The organism is Streptomyces sp. (assembly GCF_050698815.1).
Lineage (GTDB): Bacteria > Actinomycetota > Actinomycetes > Streptomycetales > Streptomycetaceae > Streptomyces.
On sequence record NZ_JBOHCV010000258.1, the window covers coordinates 1 to 6,500 of the forward strand.

6 protein-coding genes are annotated in these 6,500 nt (G+C 73.9%); 4 read left to right on the plus strand and 2 right to left on the minus strand.

Annotated elements, in window-relative coordinates:
- Positions 1-74: 74 nt before the first annotated feature.
- Positions 75-881 carry a class I SAM-dependent methyltransferase gene (locus ACRDP3_RS09525; RefSeq protein WP_431516430.1) on the minus strand — a complete coding sequence of 269 codons (807 nt, stop codon included), beginning with the start codon at positions 879-881 and terminating at the stop codon, positions 75-77.
- Positions 882-1,037: 156 nt separating this feature from the next.
- On the opposite strand from ACRDP3_RS09525, the gene mshA reads away from it, so the two are divergent.
- Both mshA and ACRDP3_RS09535 read left to right on the plus strand, forming a co-directional pair.
- A complete protein-coding gene (gene mshA / locus ACRDP3_RS09530; RefSeq protein ID WP_431516431.1) occupies positions 1,038-2,381 on the plus strand; it encodes a D-inositol-3-phosphate glycosyltransferase in 1,344 nt (447 codons plus the stop codon).
- A complete protein-coding gene (locus ACRDP3_RS09535) occupies positions 2,374-2,907 on the plus strand; it encodes a YbjN domain-containing protein (protein WP_431516432.1) in 534 nt (177 codons plus the stop codon). Before mshA ends, ACRDP3_RS09535 begins: the two co-directional genes overlap by 8 nt.
- A gap of 30 nt (positions 2,908-2,937) precedes the next feature.
- On the opposite strand, the gene ACRDP3_RS09540 is transcribed toward ACRDP3_RS09535, so the two are convergent.
- Positions 2,938-3,933: an extracellular catalytic domain type 1 short-chain-length polyhydroxyalkanoate depolymerase gene (locus ACRDP3_RS09540; RefSeq protein ID WP_431516433.1), complete on the minus strand. Its 996-nt coding sequence runs from the start codon at positions 3,931-3,933 to the stop codon at positions 2,938-2,940.
- A gap of 140 nt (positions 3,934-4,073) precedes the next feature.
- Here ACRDP3_RS09540 and ACRDP3_RS09545 point away from each other — a divergent pair, with 140 nt between their 5' ends.
- Positions 4,074-4,886 (plus strand): 3-hydroxybutyrate dehydrogenase, encoded by an 813-nt coding sequence (locus ACRDP3_RS09545; protein ID WP_431516434.1) that lies wholly within the window; start codon positions 4,074-4,076, stop codon positions 4,884-4,886.
- Between the two features lie 115 nt (positions 4,887-5,001).
- On the plus strand, positions 5,002-6,500 hold a 1,499-nt coding region (locus tag ACRDP3_RS09550; protein ID WP_431516435.1), incomplete at its 3' end, for a GAF domain-containing protein.

Sequence of the window (6,500 nt, forward strand, 5' to 3'; positions counted from 1 at the left end):
GCTGTGGACGTCGGCGCCGCCGCCGCCCCCGGCGCCGACGTCGGACGGCTAGGGAGCGGACGGCCTCGCTATCGCTAGAGGTTGTCCGGGGCGAGTGCGTGCCAGCTCACGGTGACCTCGCCCTGTCGCCAGCGCCGCGGCCCGTCGGTGACCGGCCAGTCCTGCGCCAGGGCACGCACCGCGCGCAGCCAGCGCTGCCGGGCGCCGAGTGACGCGTACGGGGCGGCCGCCGCCCACGCCCGGTCGAAGTCGCGCAGGAAGGCGTGGACCGGCTCGCCCGGCACGTTGCGGTGGATCAGCGCCTTCGGCAGCCGCTCCGCGAGGTCGGACGGCGCGGTCAGCGAAGCCAGCCGGGCGGCGAAGGTGACCGTACGCGGCCCCTCGGCCCCCAGCGCCACCCACACGTGGCGCCGCCCGATCTCGTCGCAGGTGCCCTCGACCAGCAGCCCGTCCGGCGCGAGCCGCGCGCACAGGCGGGACCAGACCGCGGTGACCTCGCTCTCCTCGTACTGGCGCAGCACATTGGCGGCGCGGATCAGCACCGGGCGGCGGCCGGCCGGGAGGGGCACCTCGAAGCCTCCGCGCACGAAGCTCAGCCCCTCGCGCTCGTACGGTCGCGCCGCCGCGACCCGCGCCGGATCGATCTCGACCCCGACGACACCGGTGCCCGCGCGCACCGTACGCAGCCTGGCCAGCAGTTCGACGGCGGTCCAGGGCGCGGCACCGTAGCCGAGGTCGACGGCGAGCGGCGGCAGCAGGGAGCGGCGCAGCGCGGGACCGTGCACGGCGGCGAGCCAGCGGTCCATGCGGCGCAGCCGGTTGGGGCTGGTGGTCCCGCGCGTCGCCGTCCCGACGGGGCGGGCGGGGGTGCGGGCGGCCATGCCACGAGGGTACGGAACGGCACCGCCGAAAGCTCAGGGTCACGATTCGGCAAAACGGAAATGGGAAGCAGACCGCCGCTGTTCCACGTCACAGGCCCCAGAAATCCGCTCTGCTCCGCTCCGCTCAGCTCCGCGTCCCCGAGGAGGCAATCGCCCGTGAGCCAGTACGTAGCGCGGCTCGGCCAGCGGCTCCCCCGGCCGCCGCACCGTATCCGGTTCCACGGTGCCGCACGGCGGCCCCGCAGGGTGGCGATGCTGAGCGTGCACACTTCCCCGCTGGACCAGCCCGGCACCGGCGACGCGGGCGGCATGAACGTCTACATAGTCGAGCTCGCGCGGCAGCTCGCCGAGCACGGCACCCAGGTGGAGATCTTCACCCGTGCCACGACCGCCGGCCTCCCGTCCCGCGTCGAGCTGGCGCCGGGCGTGCTCGTACGGCACATCGACGCGGGACCCTACGAGGGTCTGGCGAAGGAGGAGCTGCCCGCGCAGCTGTGCGCGTTCACACACGGCGTGATGCAGGCGTGGGCGGGGCACCGGCCCGGCCACTACGACCTGGTGCACTCCCACTACTGGCTCTCCGGGCACGTCGGCTGGCTCGCCGCCCAGCGCTGGGGCGTACCGCTCGTCAACGCCATGCACACCATGGCGAAGGTGAAGAACGCCGCGCTCGCCAAGGGCGACACCCCGGAACCCGCGGCCCGGGTCATCGGGGAGACGCAGATCGTACGGGCCGCCGACCGGCTCATCGCGAACACCGCCGAGGAGGCGGGGGAGCTGGTCCGGCACTACGACGCCGACCCCGCGCGCACCGCCGTGGTGCACCCGGGCGTCAACCTGGAGCGCTTCCGGCCCGCCGACGGACGTGCCGCCGCCCGGGCCCGGCTCGGGCTGCCGCAGGACGCGCTGATCCCGCTCTTCGCCGGCCGGATACAGCCGCTCAAGGCGCCGGACATCCTGCTGCGCGCCGTCGCGCTGCTGGTGGACGAGGACCCGGCCCTGCGCGGCAGGCTGGTGGTCCCGGTGGTGGGCGGACCCAGCGGCAGCGGACTCGCCAGGCCGGAACGGCTGCACAAGCTCGCCGCGAAGCTGGGCGTCTCCGATGTGGTGCGCTTCCATCCGCCGGTGGAGCAGGCGGAGCTGGCGGACTGGTACCGGGCCGCGAGCGTGCTGGTGATGCCGTCCTACAGCGAGTCCTTCGGTCTGGTGGCGGTCGAGGCGCAGGCCTGCGGCACACCTGTGATCGCCGCGGCGGTGGGCGGCCTGCCGGTCGCGGTACGGGACGAGGTCAGCGGCTTCCTCGTCGAGGGGCACGAGCCGGCGGCGTACGCGCGGACACTGCGGCGCTTCGTCACCGGCGGACTGACCGACCGGATGGGCGAGTCCGCGGCCCGGCACGCGGCGGGCTTCGGCTGGGACGCCGTGGCGGCCAGCACGCTCGAGGTCTACGCCGACGCGCTGCACGACCGGCGCCGTCACCTACGATCGGCCCATGGCTGACGCGAAGAGCCCGACGACCGGCGCGACCGCTGCGGCGAGCGCCGTCGAGCAGGCGCTGCGCGAGGCCGGACTGGAGTGGGAGAGCCCGGCGGCGGGCACGTACGTCGTCACCCTCCCCGGCACGCGCAAGCTGTCGACCACCTGCTCGCTGGCCGTCGGGAAGCACTCGCTCTCCGTCAACGCCTTCGTCGTGCGCTGCCCGGACGAGAACCATGCTGCAGTGCACCGCTGGCTACTGGAACGCAACACCCGTCTCTACGGCGTGAGTTACGCCCTGGACCCGATGGGCGACGTCTATCTGGCCGGCCGCCTCCCGCTGGCCGCCGTCACCCCGGAGGAGGTGGACCGGCTGCTGGGCGCGGTGCTGGAGAACGCCGACGGCTCCTTCAACACCCTGCTGGAGATGGGCTTCGCGACGGCGATCCGCCGCGAGTACGACTGGCGCACCTCGCGCGGCGAGTCGACCCGCAATCTCGACGCGTTCACCCATCTGACCGGCGGGACGGCCGACCGGGGCGAAAACTGACCCGGCCGACCGCGCCGCACGGGCGGGGTGTCAGCCGCCCAGCCCCCAGTCGCGGGTGATGTACCGGCTGGAGCAGATCGTGTCCAGGAAGTGCTGTCCGGCAGTCCCGCATCCCTCGTCCGGCTTCACCGGCGTGCCGTGTCCCATGCCCTCCACGAGGTAGCTGCGCGCGACGACGTCACCGTTCCCGTCCGTGTACTCGGAGCGGGTGGTGCCGCCCGGCAGCGCCTCCGTCGCGTCGGCGTCCTGGTCGGCGCCGAGTACGTTCGTCCACTGCTTGACCGACTCGGTGGCGTTGGCCCTGCTGACCGTGGCGTCGGCGGTGCCGTGCCACACCGACACCTTCGGCCGGGCACCCGTGTGGCCTGGCGCGGACTTCCGCGCCAGGTCGCCCCATGCGGCAGCCGACTTGCTGACACCGGGATTCATGCAGGTGAACGCCTCGGCCACGGTGTCCGCGCAGCCGTGCGGCAGCCCGCCGACGACCGCGCCGGCCGCGAAGACGTCCGGATAGGCGGCCAGCATCGACGCCGTCATGGCGCCGCCCGCCGACAGCCCGGTGACGAAGACGCGCGAGGGGTCGGCGTCCAGGTCGGCGACCGTGCGGTCCACCATCTGCTTGATCGACAGCGCTTCGCCCTGGTCGCGTGCCGTGTCGCCGGGCTGGAACCAGTTGAAGCACTTCTTGATGTTGTTGGCCTGCTCCTGCTGGGCCGCGACGACGGAGAAGCCGCGGGCGTCGGCGAAGTCCTGCCAGCCCGCGCCGTCGAAGTAGGTGGCCGCGTCCTGGGTGCAGCCGTGCAGCACGACGACGACGGGGCTGTTCGCGGGCAGCCCCGTCGGTGTGTAGCGGTACATGGTGAGCGCGCCGGGGTTGGAGCCGAAGCCGTCGACCTGCTCCAGGCCGGCACCCGCATCGGCCGGTAAGGCGGCGGCGGAGGTGGTGGCGCCTCCCGCCGGGACGAGGACGAGGGTGGCGAGGGCGGTCAGCAGCAGAGCGGCTCGTCGGTACACAGAAGCTCTCATGGGCTTCCTTCCGTGGGGGTCGCGCCGACCGTAGAGCCGTACGGACCCCTCGCCGAACGTGTCGTACGGCCAGGGGTTACGGACGGCGAGTGTGGCGTGACCACATTGGGCGGTATCGCACGCCGGGTGAAGCTGTGCGCATGACCTCGCAGTTCACCCCCCGCACCGGCTCCCCGTCCGCCCCGCACTCCGTCGCCCTCGACCTCACCGGACGCACCGCGGTGGTCACCGGTGCCGCCAGCGGCATCGGCCGCTGCTGCGCGCTGCGGCTGGCGGCGGCGGGCGCCAAGGTACGGGCCGTCGACCGCGACGCCGACGGGCTCCACGCCCTGCAGGGCGAGGCGGACGCGGTGCAGCCCCACCCCCTCGACCTCACCAGCCCGGACGGACTCGACGCCGCCGAGCGCGCGGCGGCCGGTGCGGACGTCCTGGTCAACGGCGCCGGTGCGCAACTCGTCCGCCCCATCGAGGAGTTCCCGCCCGCGGACTTCCGCACCCTGCTGACGCTGATGCTGGAGGCTCCGTTCCGGCTCACTCGCGGCGCGCTCCCGCACATGTACGAGCAGGGCTGGGGCCGCATTGTGAACATCTCCTCCGTGCACGGCCTGCGCGCCTCCCCGTACAAGTCGGCCTACGTCGCCGCCAAGCACGGCCTGGAGGGCCTCTCCAAGGTCACCGCCCTGGAGGGCGCCGAGCACGGGGTCACCGCGAACTGCGTCAGTCCCTCCTACGTCCGTACGCCCCTGGTCGAACGGCAGATCGCCGACCAGGCCGCCGCGCACGGCATCACAGCCGACCGGGTGGTCTCCGAGGTGCTGCTCGCCGACTCCGCGCTCAAGCGGCTCATCGAGCCCGAGGAGGTCGCCGAGTCCGTCGCCTACCTCTGCTCACCGCACGCCTCCTTCATCACCGGTGCCTCCCTCCCGCTCGACGGCGCGTGGACCGCTCACTGACCCGCTCGCCCCACACGGACACGCACACGCACACGGACACGCACGCCGACACGCACACCACTGACACGCCCTCACCTCTGGCGTCACGCCCCGCACCACGGGTAAGCCTGTGACCATGCCCCGAGCCCGGCCCGACGCCGCCTACCTGGAACTCCTCTCCCGACGCGCACCCGCCGAGGCGTACGACGAACCGATGGCACACGCCCGTGCCGCCGGTGCGCCTCCGGCGGAGCTCGCGGCGCTGGAGAGCGGCAAGCAGCTGGCGCTGCGCATCCGTTCGGAGCTGGAGGGCCGCCGGCGGCGCGAGGCCGAGCTGACCGCGCTCATCGAGACCGTGCACGACCTGGCCGGACTGCGCGAACTGGACGACGTGCTGCGCGCCATCGTGCAGCGCGCCCGTTCACTGCTGGGCACCGACGTCGCGTACATGACGCTCACCGACCCCGACCGCGGCGACACCTACATGCGGGTCACCGAGGGCTCCGTCTCCGCCCGGTTCCAGCAGGTGCGGCTCGGCATGGGGGAGGGGCTGGGCGGCCTGGTCGCGCAGACCGCGCGGCCGTACGTCACCGACGACTATCCCGCCGACTCGCGTTTCCAGCACACCCGCCTCATCGACAGCGCCGTCGGCGAGGAGGGCCTGGTCGCCATCCTCGGCGTGCCGCTGCTGCGCGGCGGCCGTGACGTGATCGGCGTCCTCTACGCCGCCGACCGCCGGGCGCGGGTCTTCGAGCGCGAACAGGTCGCGCTGCTCGGCTCCTTCGCCGCGCACGCCGCCGTCGCCATCGACACGGCCCGGCTGCTGTCCGAGACCCGGGCGGCGGTCGCCGAGCTGGAGACCGCCAACGAGACGATGGAACGCGCGAGCGACGTGCACGACCGGCTCACCGAACTCGTGCTGCGCGGCGGCGACGTGACCGACGTGGCCGGGGCGGTCGCGGAGGTACTGGCGGGCCGCGTCGAGTTCGTGGAACCGGCGGTGGCGTCGGCACGCCGGGCGGTGGCGCGGTCGAGTCACGACGGGTACGCGGTACGCGACGGCGACAGCTGGGTCACCGCGGTCTCCGCGGGCGGCGAACTCCTCGGCGCCCTCGTCCTGCACGGTCACCCGGCCCTGGACCCCGTCGACCAGCGCACCTTCGAGCGTGCCGCCATGGTGACGTCCCTGCTGCTGCTGGCACGCCGGTCCGCCGGTGAGGCCGAGCAGCGGGTGCGCGGCGAACTGCTGGACGAGCTGCTCGACGCCACCAGTCACGATCCGCGGCTGCTGCGCGACCGCGCCGCACGGCTGCACGCCGACCTGGACGCACCGCACGTACTGCTCAGCGCCCGGCTGGACGGATACCACGACTCCGACACCGAGGAGAGCGTCGGACGGCAACGCCTCTGGGCCGCCGCCTCCCATCTGGCGGCCACCCGGCACGGGCTGGCCGCGGCCCGGGACGGCGGTACGGTCCTGCTGCTGCCCCAGCCGGACACGTCCCCCTCCCGGCTCGCCCAGGACATCGCCGCACAGCTCGGTTCCGCCGCCGGCGGCCCGGTCACCGTGGGCTCCTCGGCACCGGTGCCCGCGCCCGCCGCCCGCCAGGGTGCCGTCGCGGCGGCCTACCCCGA

What these genes read in the sequence shown, in the direction of transcription:
- ACRDP3_RS09535 (WP_431516432.1), top strand. Translation starts at nt 2,374, where the DNA reads ATGGCTGACGCGAAGAGCCCGACGACCGGCGCGACCGCTGCGGCGAGC.
- ACRDP3_RS09525 (WP_431516430.1), bottom strand. Translation starts at nt 881, where the DNA reads ATGGCCGCCCGCACCCCCGCCCGCCCCGTCGGGACGGCGACGCGCGGG.
- ACRDP3_RS09545 (WP_431516434.1), top strand. Translation starts at nt 4,074, where the DNA reads ATGACCTCGCAGTTCACCCCCCGCACCGGCTCCCCGTCCGCCCCGCAC.
- ACRDP3_RS09540 (WP_431516433.1), bottom strand. Translation starts at nt 3,933, where the DNA reads ATGAGAGCTTCTGTGTACCGACGAGCCGCTCTGCTGCTGACCGCCCTC.